At 27.5% G+C, this 18,468-nt stretch carries 10 protein-coding genes and 1 CRISPR repeat array; all 10 genes read right to left on the bottom strand.

Features of this window, described 5'->3' with window-relative positions:
• Nucleotides 1-128 precede the first annotated feature (128 nt).
• On the bottom strand, nucleotides 129-1,478 hold the full coding sequence (locus tag NSA23_RS16085; RefSeq protein ID WP_257490782.1) for an MATE family efflux transporter: 1,350 nt from the start codon (nucleotides 1,476-1,478) through the stop codon (nucleotides 129-131).
• A gap of 142 nt (nucleotides 1,479-1,620) precedes the next feature.
• Nucleotides 1,621-2,361, bottom strand: a complete 741-nt coding sequence (locus NSA23_RS16080) for a DUF5714 domain-containing protein (protein WP_257490781.1) — start codon at nucleotides 2,359-2,361, stop codon at nucleotides 1,621-1,623.
• 32 nt (nucleotides 2,362-2,393) lie between these two features.
• On the bottom strand, nucleotides 2,394-3,125 hold the full coding sequence (locus NSA23_RS16075) for an HAD family hydrolase (protein WP_257490780.1): 732 nt from the start codon (nucleotides 3,123-3,125) through the stop codon (nucleotides 2,394-2,396).
• Nucleotides 3,126-3,143: 18 nt separating this feature from the next.
• Entirely contained in the window at nucleotides 3,144-3,491 is a 348-nt protein-coding gene (locus tag NSA23_RS16070) for a hypothetical protein (RefSeq protein WP_042680752.1), read from the bottom strand.
• A gap of 102 nt (nucleotides 3,492-3,593) precedes the next feature.
• Nucleotides 3,594-3,794, bottom strand: coding sequence for a cold-shock protein (locus NSA23_RS16065; RefSeq protein WP_042680754.1), 201 nt, complete (start codon nucleotides 3,792-3,794; stop codon nucleotides 3,594-3,596).
• Between the two features lie 242 nt (nucleotides 3,795-4,036).
• Nucleotides 4,037-5,074, bottom strand: coding sequence for a S66 family peptidase (locus tag NSA23_RS16060; RefSeq protein WP_257490779.1), 1,038 nt, complete (start codon nucleotides 5,072-5,074; stop codon nucleotides 4,037-4,039).
• Between the two features lie 27 nt (nucleotides 5,075-5,101).
• A complete protein-coding gene (locus tag NSA23_RS16055) occupies nucleotides 5,102-5,629 on the bottom strand; it encodes a 2'-5' RNA ligase family protein (RefSeq protein WP_257490778.1) in 528 nt (175 codons plus the stop codon).
• A gap of 74 nt (nucleotides 5,630-5,703) precedes the next feature.
• Nucleotides 5,704-6,318 carry a histidine phosphatase family protein gene (locus NSA23_RS16050; protein ID WP_257490777.1) on the bottom strand — a complete coding sequence of 205 codons (615 nt, stop codon included), beginning with the start codon at nucleotides 6,316-6,318 and terminating at the stop codon, nucleotides 5,704-5,706.
• Nucleotides 6,319-6,405: 87 nt separating this feature from the next.
• Complete coding sequence (locus NSA23_RS16045; protein ID WP_257490776.1) at nucleotides 6,406-6,951, bottom strand: GNAT family N-acetyltransferase; 546 nt, start codon at nucleotides 6,949-6,951, stop codon at nucleotides 6,406-6,408.
• Nucleotides 6,952-7,080: 129 nt separating this feature from the next.
• Entirely contained in the window at nucleotides 7,081-8,859 is a 1,779-nt protein-coding gene (locus tag NSA23_RS16040) for a glycerophosphoryl diester phosphodiesterase membrane domain-containing protein (RefSeq protein ID WP_257490775.1), read from the bottom strand.
• A 489-nt stretch (nucleotides 8,860-9,348) separates the two neighbouring features.
• A CRISPR array of direct repeats spans nucleotides 9,349-18,436; the repeat unit is 29 nt; unit sequence ATTTACATTCTACTTTAGTTCTATTAAAG.
• Nucleotides 18,437-18,468 lie beyond the last annotated feature (32 nt).

Genomic DNA, 18,468 nt, shown 5'->3' with positions numbered 1-18,468 from the left:
TATACCTAAAATTAGACTAAGAAAAATATATTTAAATTTATGGAAACTTAGGTACTTCAGTTGTCAACTTGAACATAAAAAAAGAGGCGTTTCATAACTGATAAATCAGTTATGAAACAGCCCCTTTTTTATTCTCCGATCTTTCTAAGTATATTTACAAACCAAAGAGTTAATATGATTCCTTTAAATACACTGCTCATGCTAATACTCCACCATACTCCAGTTAAGCCTAAAGATGTATAAGATGAGAGTATTAGAGAAGCTGGTATTCTAAATCCATTAAATATTATACCTACTACTGAAGGTGGCACTGTTTTTCCTAATCCGTTAAAAGCTCCTCCAGTTGCTATTTCTATGGTCATAAAAAGCTGAGATAATCCTAAAATTCTCAAATATATTATTCCTTCTTTTATAGCCTCCTCATCATTAGGAATAAACAATCTAAAAATAGGCCTTGCACCAAATATAAGGAGACAAGTTGCAAATATACCTATACACCCTACTATAAGCAACCCCTTTTTGTACCCTTCATGTATCCTGTCCCATTCTTCTGCTCCATAGTTTTGACCTACAAAGGCACTTAAAGCAGTAGAAAATCCTCCTGCTGTTAACCAAGAAATAGACTCTATTTGAGATCCTACCTTTTGCACTGCTATAGGAATAGGTCCCCACTGTGCTATTATTTTTGCTATGACCATAGCTATCATAGCAAACAGTCCATTTTGTAGTGAGGCTGGAAATCCAAGTTTAAATATTTTTTTAATATAATTTTTATCTGGAATCCTAAATATATTTAAACCACAAAATAATGTTAATTTATCTCTACTTATTTTGATAAAAATAAGAGTAGCTATAAATTGAGAAATTATTGTAGCTAATGCTGCTCCTTTTATACCCATTTCTGGAAAAGGTCCTAATCCTAAAATCATCATAGGATCAAGAACTACATTTAATCCTAATCCAATGGCATTTACTATAAAAGGTGTTGTACTATTTCCAGAACCATTAAATATCCCGGAGAAAACTGGATTTAAAAAATAAAACACCATACCAAAAGAAACTATGACTAAATAGTCTGTGGACATCTTTATTACTTCACTATCTCCTAAATTAAAAAATTTTATAAGATTATGCCTAAATAATATGAGAAATAAAGTGTATAATAGCCCAACAATTATATCTATCTGTATAGTATGAAAAACATAGTTTCTAGCAGCTTCCATATCATCTTTGCCATAGGATTGAGCAACTCCTATTTCTGCTCCTATTTTAGGTATTAAAAATAATGAAGAACCAAACCAAGTAAAAAAACCTGCAGTTCCTGCTGCTGCTACTGCATTAGTACTTACTCTCCCAAGCCATATCATATCCATCATATTATATGCCATTTGAACAAAAGAAGTAGCCATAATTGGAATTGCTAATTTAATTAATGTTTTAGTTATATTACCTTCTGTAAGTTTAATTTCTCTGTCCATACTTGTCCCCCTATTCCGAATTATATTTTAAGATGATTATTTAATTTTATAACATTAAAAAATATCCTTCAAGTTAGCCTAAAGGATATTTTTATATTAAATACTAATTGGCTAAATAATATCCAAATGCAATCTAATTAGATTATTTCTCTATATTTATTATATTAAAAGAACAATCTTTTCCTAAACATTGTTTATTCATATTTGAAAATTTACAAATTATATCATAATTTTCATAGTCATACATCTTTAGTTTAAAATGTTCTTCTACAAAAATCACTGCCTCTTTAATAGCTATAAAGCTATCTCTCTTACAGCAACGAGGACCTCCCACTTTACCAATAGCTATCAAAGCCCTTCCAGTCATTTGATTTGCTAATCCCCATCCTTCTTTAGATAGAGGGGTTGATTCTGTAATAATACTCATAAATATACCTGTACCTACTGCTGCACCGCAACTTCCATAAAAACCACAAAAACCTCCAGGAACTTTTTTTGCCCTTTCTTTAGCAATTTTTAATTTCTCACTTTTAATATATTTTTCTCCATTTAAATTATAAAAAGAGCTTATTAATACTGCAGGCACTAAATAATGATGTTCTGGTCCATGCATATTTATTTTATGATGTTTCATAATTTCATTTGCCATTTCTATAGGATTTGTTTTATCTGTAGATTTACAATATTGTTCTATAATATCCATTGCACTAGTACCATGGCATTTGTCACAAACATAGTGACCATTTTTACATGCTACATTTGTTCTAAACTTATTATGACAATAAACACATTCTATCTCTCTATAATCTTGACTATATAATAACTCACTACCACATAACATGCAATTCTGACTGTACCTTTTTACTGGATTCATTTTCTGCATCAATAAATCACCCTTTCTAAGTTTGAGAAATATTAAATATCTATTATATCTACATTTGGCTTTAATCTATATATCAAATCTTTTCTTTCCACTATAATAAGAACATTTTCATATAATTTCTCATCTGTTTTTATAACTTTTAATAAATCTTTGTTAGGATTTATAGCTATAGGATTACCTACCATCTTAAGCATTGATAAATCTCCTACTGTATCTCCATAAGAATAACTTAAATTCAAATCTACATTATATCTATTTACAAATTCATCAATAGTTCTTTGCTTGTTTTGAGAATCCCACATTCTAATAATATTACCAGTAAAATTATTATTATTATCTACTACATACTCACTTCCCCTATATTCTGTTACCCCATATTTTTCAGCCATTTTTTCTACTAAAAAATCTGGACTTCCAGAAATGAAAAATACTTTATGCCCCATTTTCTTGTGCCATTCTATTCTAGATCTAGTATATCTATAAACTTTGTCTCCATTTATTTTTATTACTTGATTAGCTATAAAACTTATATAATCTTTATTTATTCCTTTAAGTTCTTTAACATAATAGTCTGCAAGTTCTTCTAAATAATCTTCAAAATCTCCATATCTTTTTTCCCATTCACAATAGGTATGCTTTACATGATTATGCCATACTACTGGATCTATGACTTCATATTTAATTAGTTTTTTAAAATGTTGTATCATTAGAGAATTTCTATAAAGAGTACCATCTATATCAAAAAATGCAGCTACATTTCCCATAAAATCACCTCACTAAAATTATTTCTTTTTTAAATACATTTCATTAAAATACTTGTTTTCTCTTAATATTATATAATAATCTTTGTACTTCATCTCAAAATTAACTTCAGCTGATTGAAGGTCTATATCCTTTAACAAATGAATTGTACATAGTTTTTCTTCTTGATTCATGGAAAAACGTATTATAAGATTTCTAATTTGAGTAAATTGAAGCCTTCCTTTAATATAGGCTGGCAGATCTTCAATATATAAGTTGAGAGTTCTCATGTTCATAGGAATAAATAAATCTATATCATCAATACCCTCTCTTAATGTTCTTATTTCAAAATCACTAATTATTAAAAACTCACCACTTTCATATTTCATATGCTATCAATAATCTCCTCTTTGCTTGATTTTATAAAAAGACCTGAAGAATATACTCTTCAGGCCTTTTTTATAGGTTATCCAATTTTTTTCGTCTTTATATTAAATAATAGTTACATTCGCTGCTTGTGGTCCTTTTTGTCCTTCAACAATTTCAAATTCAACTTCTTGACCTTCTTCTAAAGTCTTGAAGCCTTCTTTGTTAATTTGAGAAAAATGAACAAAAACATCATTTCCATCTTCTGCTGTAATAAATCCAAATCCTTTTTCTGCATTAAACCATTTTACTGTACCTTTAGTCATGTAAAAAACCTCCAAAATTTTATTCCTTTAATTCCTCCTGAAGCAATTTATGTATAAAAATCTCCGAAATTATCATATTCAGCAAAATAAGCAAAGATGTAGAAAATAATTTCATCATGAATTTTTAAAACAAAATATCTCTTGTGAATTAAAGCTAACTCATTATACCATTATATATAAATCTTTGCAACTATATTTTGAAAATATTTTGTTATTTTTTAGCATTAAAAATTAACCCTCCTTTATTCTACAACTCCTGATTCAAGTATTTTAAATATTCTATTATCACAGTCAATTTCAGCTTCAATACCTAACGGAATAATGCACATAGGAGAAGTATGACCAAAATTCATATTGTATAATATGGGTAAATCTTTTCTACCAGACTCTTCTCTTATAACTTTTATATACATTTCTTTATATTCTTCATAATAAGTTTCATCTTTTGGTTTTCCAATTATAATTCCATTTATCCTGTCTATAATTCCTTGTGCTACGTAATTTCTTAACCACCATTTTATATATTCTGGCTCTGGTTTATCTTCACTAGTTTCTAAAAACAAAACTGCATTTTCCCATTCCTCTAAATTTGGCCACAATTCTGTTCCCTTAATAAATTCTAATACTTCCATGCAACCACCTATTAATTTACCGCGAACTCTTCCTTCACCTTGTAATATTTCATATCCTTTATTTTTTTTCATCTTTCTTTCAATGCTATTATTTTTCTCTTCTGACCACTCTAAATATTCACTAGTCCATTTATCACTTGATTCAATCTCACCTATTGTTTTAGATTGGAACAATACTTTATCAATCCACTTTTTAGTATAATCATGCATTGAAACATTTTCTGCAAATTCTCCTAATACACTCGGTCCATAAAAGGAAACTAATCCTGCTTTATAACACATAAAATGGTTAACTGTAGTATCAGAATATCCCATAAATATTTTAGGATTATTCCTTATAACATCAAAATCTATATATGGCAATAATCTTATTGTATCCTCTCCACCTATATTTGAAAATATAGCCTTTATTTTCTCATTATTAAAAGCTTCCATCATATCTTCTGCCCTATCTTCTGGATGTTTATATAGATATTCTGAACCTTTTAATGTATTTTTCATTTCCACTACTTCAAGTCCAAATATTTCTTCAATTCTCTTTTTCCCTATCTCATATCTGTGTCTAAATAATTCATCGCCAGCCATTCCATTAGATAGACTGACTATTGCTACTTTATCTCCTTTATTTAACTTCTCTGGTTTAATCATAATGAATCCCCCCTCTCTACATACCCATTAAGTTAATTTAAATCCAAATTCTATTGTAGACTCTCCCTTTTCACCTATAATTTCAACATCTATTTGAGTAACTCTTGTTTTAAAAACATCATTTATATTCCTTGTATCTTCTAAAGCAACTTTGAAATCATGCACATTATTAAAACTTCCTATGGTTAAATGTGGTAAATAACTAGTCTTTTTAAGAAAATCTGGATAGTAACTCTCTAATATTCCACTATACAATTTTTGGTGGATTTTTATTATATCTTCTTTTCCCTCTCTTACATTTAAAAATAAGTACTCATCTTTGAAAGAGTCATTAGTCCCTACTCCACTAAGAGTAATATTAAAAGGTTTGAACTTATTTAAGGCCTGAGATATATGCTTTTCTAACTCTTCAGTTTTTATATTGCTATCAAACGGAAAAACTAAAGTAATATGCGGCTTAACAAGACTAGCTAATGGATCATACTTATTTCTTATATTATCGATAACATATCCATTTTCAAATTCAGGAAAAATCATAATACATCTTTTTATCATTTTAAAATCACCTACTTTTTTCAAAAAACAAAATATAACTCTGCATAATCTATATATTGAAATTTGAAACAAAACTAATCTATTTTTAGATGTGAAATATCTCCATATAAAGGTATATTTATGTTTTTTTCATCTATTTCTATTAAAGTTAGACTAGTATTATTAATATGTGGTGTTTCCCATAATTTTTTCATAGGATAATTCTCAAAATATGCCATAATAACTCTTACAGTTACACCATGAGTTATTATCAAAACATTTTCATATTCACCTTCATAAATTATTCTATTTATAACGGAAATTGCCCTCTTTTGAACCTGAAAAAAAGTCTCCCCGCCATTATTTGCTTCATATAAATGAGGTGCATTTTGATATATATAATATTCCTCGGGAAATAACTTTTCTATATCCAATAAGCTATTACCTTCCCATTTTCCTGAGTGTATTTCTCTAAGATTATCTTCTAGTTTTATCTCTATATCTCTATCTCTAGCAATTATCTCTGCTGTTTCTAATGCTCTCATACTTGAACTTGAAAAAATAATATCTAGATCAACAGATCTTAATCTTTCTCCTAGTAGCACTGCTTCCTTTCTACCTTTAGAAGTAAGATTTGAATTCTTCCAGCCTTGTAATCTTCTTTGTAAATTCCATTCTGTTTGTCCATGTCTTGTTAGATATAATTTCACTAACATTCTCCTTTCAGTCCAACTTTGCAAAACTATAGCTTCTCAATCTAAAATCTAAAACATAATGTAACCTTAAACTTTGATTCTTTATCTAATAAATTCACTTTTTAACAATCCATAATAAACTAAATCCTCATATTCTCCCCACTTTTTTACATGTTGCCTCAATATTCCTTCTTTCTTCATCCCTATTTTTTCCATGACTTTTCCTGAAGCAGGATTCTTTTTTAAATGGGTTGCATATATACGATTTAAGTGCATTTTTTTAAAACCATAATCTAATATTGCCTCTGCCGCTTCCGTACAATAACCTTTATTCCAATAAGGCCTTCCTATCCAATATCCAAGTTCACCGATATCATACTCTTTTTTTATGCTTAATCCTATAGTCCCTATTAGATAGTTATCAGTTCTATCAGTAATAGCTAGATTAAGCATCTTACCTTCTTCATATTTTTCTTTATGAGTTTTTATCCATTCTCCTGCTATTCCATCTTCATATGGATAAGGTATATTTAAAGTCATTTCTGCAATAGCTATATTTCCAGCAAGTCTTTGTACCTCATTTTCATCACTAAGATTAAATGGGCGTAAAATAAGTCTTTCCGTTTTAATAATAGGCATCTGGTTCATACTATCACCTCTTTCTTATGTAACCTTTTAATTTTTTGAATTTTTACTATACTATCATATTTTAACATGAAAATCAATAAAATAAATTATAAAAAATGGCCCTAATAAGAGCCATATATAATTGATAATTTACTTTAGTTTTATAATATTTTTTATTTTTTCAGGATAATCTGTTATTATTCCATTTATATCATATTGTAAAACTTCATTTATATCTTTCTCTTCATTAACTGTCCATACCCATACTTCCTTATTTGCCTCATGGAGACTTTTCACAAACTTATTAGATAATATAGTCTGTTCTATTGTATAAAAATCTACATCAAGAGATGTTATATCTCCCGCAGATACAATAATTATCTGCCCGATTTTTATATTTTTATTTAATCTTCTTACTTCCTTTAATTCTTCATAATTTAAAGATTGAATATAGCAATCTTCAACCATATCATACTTTTCAATTAAATTAACAACTGCCTTTACTAATTCTTTATTGGAACCGTAGGATTTGAGGTCAATGATTAGTTTTATTTTTCCCTTTGTTTCTTGTAAAACATCTTCAAGTTTAGGAATTTTTTCTTCCTTATATCTTTTTGAAACTCTTGAACCTATGTCAAAGTTTACTAAATCTTCATAATTTAAATGTTTTACACTGGAAGATATTCCGGCCACCCTTTTAAATGTTTTATCATGATTTAATACAACAATTCCATCCTTAGTTAATTGGACATCTATTTCAGCAAAATTTACCCCCTTTTCCACAGCTGACATTATACCAACTATGGAGTTCTCTGGAAAATCAATACTATCTCCCCTATGTCCTGCTATTTTTATATCTCTACCTAAATGTATGGTTTGACTTGTTATTGAATAATTAATAGCCGAAAATATAATCAATGCTATAAATACTAGTAATATAAATAATTTCTTCTTTCTAACAAGGAATTTGGAAATACCTTCCTCTGTTTTGTTTAGTATTTCATTTGAACAAATTCCTAAATTATCTACAATTTCTATATTGCAATTCCTCTTAATCTTATAATATGATCTTGTTAGAAATATAGTATTCATTGGTGTAATAAGTAATGTAAGTACAAATACAATTCCACCCATAAATCTATATAAATAAATCTTCATAAATCTAGTTTCAATATCTAACTGTAATAATGAAATGATTAAACTTATCAATGATTCCATTGAAAAAGTTATAAGTAAAATTATTAAAAAAAAGATAACATTTAATAATACTAATCCAAATAGAATTTTAATCTTTCTATTTTTTGTCATCTCCAAACTATTTTTTATTGCATTTTTAGTTTTTTTACCTTCAATTATTGTAGAATGAATCGTAAAAACCCATCTTAGAAAAACATAAATCACTAAAATTATTCCTATTATATATAAAATAGATAATATATTAGATTTATATATTTCATCCATAACAAATTTAGGAATAGTCATATTCTCTGTTAACCTAAAAGATAATGGTGCATTGATAAAAGGCATAATAAGTAAAAATAATATCATTAACTGTAATAATCCATAACTAAAAATCTTAGATACTTTTTTAATAGATGTAAAAAAAGCATCTGATATGGAAATATCTTTTTTGAAATATTTTTTCTGAGATATAATAACTAATGTACCAAATTCAATAAATACTGCTATTGTAGATAAAAACAACATAAGAATTAAACCTGGAATAGCTTTATAATTTAAACCTATTTTAAATACTTGACCATTTAATAATGAATTAGAGCCTAATACTCTGATAATTAGATGAAAAATATATGTTATTAAAGGTATAAATATAAAGCTAGTAATCATTTTATATATAACCTCAAAAACTAAATAAGTTCTAATGCCATCTTTAAAATCATTAAAGCTATTTTTCATTAACTCAAACAATTCTTCACCTTCTAATATAGAACTTCTCTATTAAATTCTACAATAGAATAGTGATTTATTTCAACCCCTATATTCCAAACAATAAAATGATTATAGAGGAAATTTTTATTGTTCATTGGTACTTTAGACTAATCTAAATTTCTCAAAACAATCAAATTATATTAGCTTATTAATTTCTAATCATATTATGTAATCTTAAAATATAATAATTAAAATTGACTCAAGAACATTATAGATTGTATTCTGAATCGGATACGGTATTTACACTATATGTTAAGATAATTATCATATGATGCAAATATTATATAATGAAATTATGGCAATACCCTAAGAAGAATGATTATTTCTAAGAATGATAAAAAAAGAAATCATTTCAAGGATTTTAAGACATCTGTAAAGAAATCTACCATTTATGAAGCCCCCACTTTGCACTCTATTCTAGTCCCATTAAAGAAACAAAACATTGAATATGAAAATTGAGTTAAACAAATTTACATTCTACTTTAGTTCTATTAAAGATAATTTCACTTGCTTCTTGTTTAGTTAATTCTTTACATTTACATTCTACTTTAGTTCTATTAAAGCATATAAAGAAAAAATTAAAGAATTAGATCAAGTATATTTACATTCTACTTTAGTTCTATTAAAGAAAAGTAGACAAGTACTATGATGATTTATTTAAGAGGATTTACATTCTACTTTAGTTCTATTAAAGAATATAAAAAAGATAATAATAATAATAATAGTGATGGATTTACATTCTACTTTAGTTCTATTAAAGTATACAAGTTAATTACTAGGTCATAGGGATATGCAATTTACATTCTACTTTAGTTCTATTAAAGACTACTAAATACAATATAGCACAACTGTATAAAACAAATTTACATTCTACTTTAGTTCTATTAAAGATAATACTATGGATACAAAAGAAGCAATTAAATGTCTATTTACATTCTACTTTAGTTCTATTAAAGTCGCTACTGTGGGCGTTAAGCAAAATACACAAGGTCTAAATTTACATTCTACTTTAGTTCTATTAAAGTGATAAATATAAAAAAGATAATAATAATAGTGATGGATTTACATTCTACTTTAGTTCTATTAAAGCAAGCTTTCAAAAGGAGCTTATAGAGGGCATACAGGATTTACATTCTACTTTAGTTCTATTAAAGCAGCTAAAGAGTCAGGAGCATCATCATGCAAACTATATTTACATTCTACTTTAGTTCTATTAAAGAATATTGCATCCCCGCTCTAGCCATGTTGGCCCTTATTATTTACATTCTACTTTAGTTCTATTAAAGCCTTGTTTGTTTTTTATATATTATATCATATATAAATATTTACATTCTACTTTAGTTCTATTAAAGGCATCCATTTTGACATTAACTAAAGCATCAAACTCAATTTACATTCTACTTTAGTTCTATTAAAGTATGAGGGAGATATATTAAAAGAAGGAGAATATATATTTACATTCTACTTTAGTTCTATTAAAGTATATATGCCATTCTATCTGCCCAGTCTTCTCCAGTATTTACATTCTACTTTAGTTCTATTAAAGAATACACTTTATCTTTCAAAGGATTAGGATATTATGGATTTACATTCTACTTTAGTTCTATTAAAGATAGACAAGAATTTAAGCAAAGATAAAAAACAAGAAAATTTACATTCTACTTTAGTTCTATTAAAGGGTATGCTCCTGCTCCTTCTAAATAAATTAAGGTAGGATTTACATTCTACTTTAGTTCTATTAAAGACATTGTCATTTCTTGAGTAGTCGCATCCAGTTCCTCATTTACATTCTACTTTAGTTCTATTAAAGCCCCTTTGCTTTCCAACTCAAACCGTCATCTTTTACATTTACATTCTACTTTAGTTCTATTAAAGCTAACAATAAAGTAGCTATAGCTTGTGAATTATGCGAATTTACATTCTACTTTAGTTCTATTAAAGCAGAAAGAGTATGAGTCGATAGTTGTATAAAGGAATGAATTTACATTCTACTTTAGTTCTATTAAAGTATCTTTGTAGACATAATATTAACATCAATTCCATTATTTACATTCTACTTTAGTTCTATTAAAGGATGTTTACTTTGGTGGCGTGTGGAGATGGATCAGAATTTACATTCTACTTTAGTTCTATTAAAGATGCTATAGTAGAAAATTTACCTCTCATGCTAGAAGTATTTACATTCTACTTTAGTTCTATTAAAGGACAAAACAATTAATACAGCCCTTGCCGGAACTGGTATTTACATTCTACTTTAGTTCTATTAAAGTTACAGCAGGAAGCGGGATAATAGCAGATGGAGCAATATTTACATTCTACTTTAGTTCTATTAAAGGTGTTTATATGCTTCTATATCTTCACCTTCACCTTCATTTACATTCTACTTTAGTTCTATTAAAGATGATTGACTTTAGACAACAGTCATTAAACAGGTCTATTTACATTCTACTTTAGTTCTATTAAAGAAAGATTAAGAAATTTACTGAGGAGCTTGAAAATTCATTTACATTCTACTTTAGTTCTATTAAAGCTAGATACAGCTACAGATCTAATGCTAGCTTTTATTAGATTTACATTCTACTTTAGTTCTATTAAAGATTTTCTCTACTGCTTCTGAAATGTTTGGAGGGATTTTATTTACATTCTACTTTAGTTCTATTAAAGACTATATATATGAATGTAATAGAACATGAAGAAGAAAATTTACATTCTACTTTAGTTCTATTAAAGATATTCTTTTTCACATATATACGTTGCCTTAAACAATATTTACATTCTACTTTAGTTCTATTAAAGGTAAAAATGTAATACATCTGCATACTCTTCTAAGATATTTACATTCTACTTTAGTTCTATTAAAGAAGTAAAAATGTAATACATCTGCATACTCTTCTAAGATATTTACATTCTACTTTAGTTCTATTAAAGGAAGAAGATTAAGCCTTAAAGGGCTTATTTTTTATTATTTACATTCTACTTTAGTTCTATTAAAGCTGGTATACACGGTGTCTCTATGTCTATTTCAGTAGCATTTACATTCTACTTTAGTTCTATTAAAGATTCCAAACTCTTGTCCACTATTTATGTTTCCTTTTAATTTACATTCTACTTTAGTTCTATTAAAGCTTCCAATGTCTCCAAAATAATACTCCGCTGTTTCGTATTTACATTCTACTTTAGTTCTATTAAAGTCCATTTGCTTCGTTTAAAGCTTTGCTAATATCTTTATTTACATTCTACTTTAGTTCTATTAAAGATATAAATAAAATCACTATAGGGCAAATCGAAAAAAATTTACATTCTACTTTAGTTCTATTAAAGTATGACAGCCTAGTTTTCTTCTCATACAGTCCTTTCAATTTACATTCTACTTTAGTTCTATTAAAGTACTGCCTGATTGTGCTCTAAGTTGTCAATCATCTGTATTTACATTCTACTTTAGTTCTATTAAAGCGCATACATTCTTTTAGTTTTCACTCCACTTGTAGTATTTACATTCTACTTTAGTTCTATTAAAGCCTTGACTCACACGGAGTACAAGGTCAATCAATTGCATTTACATTCTACTTTAGTTCTATTAAAGAAATGTGGGTTGTATCTTGCTGTAGCTTCATGTAGATTTACATTCTACTTTAGTTCTATTAAAGCCTCTCTGTACCAATCTGAAACACCCTCTACAAATTGATTTACATTCTACTTTAGTTCTATTAAAGGTACCTTTTTCTGTTTGTGATTCTTTACTAAAGCCCAATTTACATTCTACTTTAGTTCTATTAAAGATTGGAAACAATGGGGTGAAAGAGCCTCGAATTGCATTTACATTCTACTTTAGTTCTATTAAAGTCATTATGTTTATTTTGAATATCTTCTATTTCTTTTATTTACATTCTACTTTAGTTCTATTAAAGTAGAATAGTATTATATATACATATATAGATAGTCAAATTTACATTCTACTTTAGTTCTATTAAAGGGCAAAGGCTTTCAATACTAGAACTTATAACGGGATATTTACATTCTACTTTAGTTCTATTAAAGGTAGTAGAAGGTCAGCCAAACAAGAATTATAAAAAAATTTACATTCTACTTTAGTTCTATTAAAGGTCCATATGATGCTAGAATAAAAACTAATCTTACCACATTTACATTCTACTTTAGTTCTATTAAAGCAATGATGTCGATAAATATGTTACTGCTGTTTTAGGATTTACATTCTACTTTAGTTCTATTAAAGGTACTTGATTATCTTGTTGTTCGCCTTCTATATATGAATTTACATTCTACTTTAGTTCTATTAAAGGGACATGGGATATACGGAAAATGAAGTTAGAGAAAAAAATTTACATTCTACTTTAGTTCTATTAAAGTCATCTTTCTTTTTCCATTCTAGAAACTCCACATAACATTTACATTCTACTTTAGTTCTATTAAAGCGGAAAGTTGTGCTAACTATTTAGATAAAGGCAGACTTGATTTACATTCTACTTTAGTTCTATTAAAGAATCCATTTTGGTGTGCTAAATCTAACAATCCTTCGTATTTACATTCTACTTTAGTTCTATTAAAGGATGTATAACTCTGTATGCAAGGATTTAAGCAAAGTTATTTACATTCTACTTTAGTTCTATTAAAGTCTATTATCTTCATATTAAACCCTCCTGTTTTATAGATTTACATTCTACTTTAGTTCTATTAAAGCTCCATGTACTATATGATAAAAGTGCTTATATTCACCATTTACATTCTACTTTAGTTCTATTAAAGTAGCACTAGTAAGGTCTGGTGTCTCTAACATAGAAAGATTTACATTCTACTTTAGTTCTATTAAAGTAGCTTTAAAACATCTTCTAGCCTAAATCTCTTACTCATTTACATTCTACTTTAGTTCTATTAAAGCTTGTCCTGATCTAGTTCTAAAAGTTTCATTCTCCTGATTTACATTCTACTTTAGTTCTATTAAAGCCTACAAAGTAAGGGTATTTTTCAACAACTGCTTTAAATTTACATTCTACTTTAGTTCTATTAAAGCAGCAAATGGATCATCGTCTTGATTATCTCCACCGTTATTTACATTCTACTTTAGTTCTATTAAAGTTTATTTATTTCAACTGCTAATAACTTAGCTCCACACATTTACATTCTACTTTAGTTCTATTAAAGTCCCTTAATTATAGGGGAGAGAATACAAATTTCCCCATTTACATTCTACTTTAGTTCTATTAAAGTTAGATGTTAAAAAATATGAACAATTGTATTATAAATTTACATTCTACTTTAGTTCTATTAAAGTAATATAGAAATTAATAATCAAATTCCATATTATTTATTTACATTCTACTTTAGTTCTATTAAAGTCCTTGCTTCATAAGATTGTTCGCTATAGCTATGCTTATTTACATTCTACTTTAGTTCTATTAAAGAGCACAAGCGAAAGTTCAATTGTTTGATGATAAAGGATTTACATTCTACTTTAGTTCTATTAAAGTTATACAAGGGAAGACTTTAAAGACATCAAAGTTTTATTTACATTCTACTTTAGTTCTATTAAAGTACAGATAAAGAGTATTACATTACCCATAAACGCATTTACATTCTACTTTAGTTCTATTAAAGAAAAAATTTGTATCAGAAATAAGTTTAGAACTTATAGATTTACATTCTACTTTAGTTCTATTAAAGTACCCCCTGTAGTGAAAATTGTCGCATTTACAGCAGAATTTACATTCTACTTTAGTTCTATTAAAGAAGCTTGTTCTAATCTAGTATTGTTATATTCTGTAGAATTTACATTCTACTTTAGTTCTATTAAAGGTACTAGTGTATCTAATTCAAGTAGATATAATCCCAGATTTACATTCTACTTTAGTTCTATTAAAGTATTTAAAAAGCAAGCATATTTTCGAGAGTTCTTCGGATTTACATTCTACTTTAGTTCTATTAAAGCTATTACAGTTGATTCTAAAATGATGAGCGTATATAAATTTACATTCTACTTTAGTTCTATTAAAGACAGTCCTTTGCCCCATACGTATTTCCCAATTAAATATTTACATTCTACTTTAGTTCTATTAAAGTGTTTTACATGAACATAATAACAGTTTTAATAACAAATTTACATTCTACTTTAGTTCTATTAAAGGAAATTCTTAACAAACTACTTGCCCATGAGCCCATAGCATTTACATTCTACTTTAGTTCTATTAAAGAAATTGTTTTTGGGTTTTATCCATTTCTTGTTTTATCATTTACATTCTACTTTAGTTCTATTAAAGCCGTTACATCTATGCGGACTGTATCACCGATTTGAGCATTTACATTCTACTTTAGTTCTATTAAAGGAAAAAACAGTAATGGGAAATATATAAAATTTGCAGAATTTACATTCTACTTTAGTTCTATTAAAGCAATAAAGCTATCATTTTCTTCATCTTGTACAGGCATATTTACATTCTACTTTAGTTCTATTAAAGCTCTGCTTTATCGGTAGCAGTATCCTTTTCATCTCCATTTACATTCTACTTTAGTTCTATTAAAGAAATAGCTCATTAATTCTATTAATTTCTTTATTTTTCATTTACATTCTACTTTAGTTCTATTAAAGCCGAAGACTCTGAACGAGCAATGCAAAAGTTAAGTGAATTTACATTCTACTTTAGTTCTATTAAAGCGTATTAGGTAATTCAAAAGACTATCCAATTATATTTATTTACATTCTACTTTAGTTCTATTAAAGTATTAGGTAATACTGTTTCATAGCTTCCTTGTAAAAGATTTACATTCTACTTTAGTTCTATTAAAGTAAACTATCGACCGAAGATGTAAGCGGTTTTAAAACAATTTACATTCTACTTTAGTTCTATTAAAGATGGATCTGCTGGACCATCACTATCCCCTGTATTATTATTTACATTCTACTTTAGTTCTATTAAAGCATAAAGCTAGTAAAGCAAGTAGAGGTTTTAGAGATATATTTACATTCTACTTTAGTTCTATTAAAGAAGAAGAGATGAATAGTTTAGGCGAAACAATGAAAAGATTTACATTCTACTTTAGTTCTATTAAAGTTAATATTACAGGTAATAGGTTGCAGGTAATTCATGAATTTACATTCTACTTTAGTTCTATTAAAGTTAATCAATCAAGGCATAAGTATAGCAAGCATATCAAAATTTACATTCTACTTTAGTTCTATTAAAGGTTTATTCTAGCAAATGCAGAGGACAAGCAACAGTAAATTTACATTCTACTTTAGTTCTATTAAAGCCAGTAAGTGGTCTATCTCTCCAACTTTTACTTTTATTTACATTCTACTTTAGTTCTATTAAAGAGAGCTTAAAAGTATTGATATATACGAAAATAGATTATTTACATTCTACTTTAGTTCTATTAAAGGAAATAAACGCTTTAGATACTGCAATAAGATTTAAAGATTTACATTCTACTTTAGTTCTATTAAAGCGGACATTCTCCTTTTTTGTCTGGACAATCTTATTTACATTCTACTTTAGTTCTATTAAAGTATTGATTTTTTTAGAGGTAATTAGTATACTATATTTATTTACATTCTACTTTAGTTCTATTAAAGCTGGCTCTAAATCTGCCCATTCTTGCACTTCATCTAGATTTACATTCTACTTTAGTTCTATTAAAGAAGGCAGAATACAGACAAGAAGTTATGAAGCTAAAGAATTTACATTCTACTTTAGTTCTATTAAAGTCCAAAACTGTTGAATTGACTTTTTGGAGCTTTTAACATTTACATTCTACTTTAGTTCTATTAAAGTTTATCGGTGTATTGATGTAAATCACATGCATAGCTATTTACATTCTACTTTAGTTCTATTAAAGATTTTCAAAGGTAAATTTACAAAGAGTTGAATTACCAATTTACATTCTACTTTAGTTCTATTAAAGTTGTGAGCCATTGAGCCGCTATTCGAGCCTGAAAGGTATTTACATTCTACTTTAGTTCTATTAAAGGCATAGCTTGTTTGATATAAGATAACAAAGTTGATATATTTACATTCTACTTTAGTTCTATTAAAGTATACTCTTGCAACTCTTGTTCATTTTTTAGTCCTTTATTTACATTCTACTTTAGTTCTATTAAAGTAAGAATATGTTTAGAGCAAAGAAAATGCTGTGTATGATTTACATTCTACTTTAGTTCTATTAAAGCCATTATCTAGCACCTACTTCCCAATGTTTCATATGATTTACATTCTACTTTAGTTCTATTAAAGAACTATCATGCATCCCAACTCCATCATGCAGAAGCTAATTTACATTCTACTTTAGTTCTATTAAAGAAGCCCTTAAAGATTGCGGCTCTACATCTATTTTGTAATTTACATTCTACTTTAGTTCTATTAAAGGGGCTAGTACAAGCAGGAGTAATTGAAAATGATGGAATTTACATTCTACTTTAGTTCTATTAAAGTTGTTAGTTTTTGAACAAATTTACCAGTATAGTTGGCATTTACATTCTACTTTAGTTCTATTAAAGCACATCTAAAAAAATCAGTACTGGACATATAAGGGTTATTTACATTCTACTTTAGTTCTATTAAAGCAATTGCTAAACGATATAATACTACTGTTAATAGATATTTACATTCTACTTTAGTTCTATTAAAGTCTATAGGTTGGAATATTGCCATTTCCATCAGATGCATTTACATTCTACTTTAGTTCTATTAAAGGATATGAAAAGTAAAGATATAAATAAACTTAAATGGGATTTACATTCTACTTTAGTTCTATTAAAGCATATCGCACATTAGCAGGTAATATCGCATAATAATTATTTACATTCTACTTTAGTTCTATTAAAGTCCTAGTGCTTTTGTCGCATCAACCGCTACAATATGATTTACATTCTACTTTAGTTCTATTAAAGAGCAAATACGAAGGAGGAACAAAAGAAGATACATTACATTTACATTCTACTTTAGTTCTATTAAAGCATCAACTTTTAGTGTATAATTATATATGTAAGGAGGATTTACATTCTACTTTAGTTCTATTAAAGTCCCTTCGCCCCGTTCTTTAGCTTCTTTTATAGCTCATTTACATTCTACTTTAGTTCTATTAAAGAATGGAGACGGCACAGCTTATAGCGATATTTATATGATTTACATTCTACTTTAGTTCTATTAAAGATAAAACCAGTCAAAATCAACAATGTGTGATTCTGACATTTACATTCTACTTTAGTTCTATTAAAGGAAAGAATAAACATGATGATGCTCCAGATGCAACAACATTTACATTCTACTTTAGTTCTATTAAAGATAGCGATGATGGGCGGATTAAGAAAGGGAGAAGTTTTATTTACATTCTACTTTAGTTCTATTAAAGAAGGCGAAGAAATTAAGGCTAATATTCAGCCAGCAGGATTTACATTCTACTTTAGTTCTATTAAAGCTGCCATGTACGCCTTTTGTCCCTCTGTGATGGTAATTTACATTCTACTTTAGTTCTATTAAAGTATATCTTCCCTATAAGGTTCATACTCTGTTGCTTCAATTTACATTCTACTTTAGTTCTATTAAAGCTTATTGCCCATCAATCTATTTAAGTCTAAAT

The organism is Anaerosalibacter massiliensis (assembly GCF_024623155.1).
Taxonomy (GTDB): Bacteria; Bacillota; Clostridia; order Tissierellales; family Sporanaerobacteraceae; genus Anaerosalibacter; species Anaerosalibacter massiliensis.
Note: the sequence above shows the minus strand (reverse complement) of the source record. Positions and strands in the feature narration are given on the sequence as shown.

Bases quoted from the DNA above. Each gene is read 5' to 3' on its own strand.
- NSA23_RS16085 (WP_257490782.1), bottom strand. From the start codon at position 1,478: ATGGACAGAGAAATTAAACTTACAGAAGGTAATATAACTAAAACATTA.
- NSA23_RS16080 (WP_257490781.1), bottom strand. From the start codon at position 2,361: ATGCAGAAAATGAATCCAGTAAAAAGGTACAGTCAGAATTGCATGTTA.
- NSA23_RS16075 (WP_257490780.1), bottom strand. From the start codon at position 3,125: ATGGGAAATGTAGCTGCATTTTTTGATATAGATGGTACTCTTTATAGA.
- NSA23_RS16070 (WP_042680752.1), bottom strand. From the start codon at position 3,491: ATGAAATATGAAAGTGGTGAGTTTTTAATAATTAGTGATTTTGAAATA.
- NSA23_RS16065 (WP_042680754.1), bottom strand. From the start codon at position 3,794: ATGACTAAAGGTACAGTAAAATGGTTTAATGCAGAAAAAGGATTTGGA.
- NSA23_RS16060 (WP_257490779.1), bottom strand. From the start codon at position 5,074: ATGATTAAACCAGAGAAGTTAAATAAAGGAGATAAAGTAGCAATAGTC.
- NSA23_RS16055 (WP_257490778.1), bottom strand. From the start codon at position 5,629: ATGATAAAAAGATGTATTATGATTTTTCCTGAATTTGAAAATGGATAT.
- NSA23_RS16045 (WP_257490776.1), bottom strand. From the start codon at position 6,951: ATGAACCAGATGCCTATTATTAAAACGGAAAGACTTATTTTACGCCCA.